Below are 398 nucleotides of genomic sequence, written 5' to 3' on the forward strand. Positions count from 1 at the left end.
AGGGTACCTTTTGACAACCACAAGAGGGTTGCATAGTGAGTGTGTCAACTCCTTATCCTCCCGCCCCCTTACGGGTTCGGTCCGGTACCGTTGACACACGCTATGCAGCTACCTCTACCTAATTAAAAACCTAATTTTCTACTCAAGTAGCACTACATAGGTTCCCCTCTCTTTTGATTTATAAAATCAACATTCTATGAACTTGTTATTAAGGAGTACCACCAGCATTTTGAAAAAAACCACGCTAAGAGTATGCAAGATTTTATGCAAAAAATCGGAAGACATAGGGAACTATGGGGAGGCCGAAAAGCCCGCCATAATAGGAATGTATAAAAAAATGCATAGAATCATAGAAAAAGACAAAGGCGGATTCCTTGTGGGAATAGGGATCCGCCTTT

Origin of the sequence: Bacillus sp. GbtcB10, from assembly GCF_019091365.1 — a bacterium.
Lineage (GTDB): Bacteria > Bacillota > Bacilli > Bacillales > Bacillaceae > Bacillus > Bacillus altitudinis.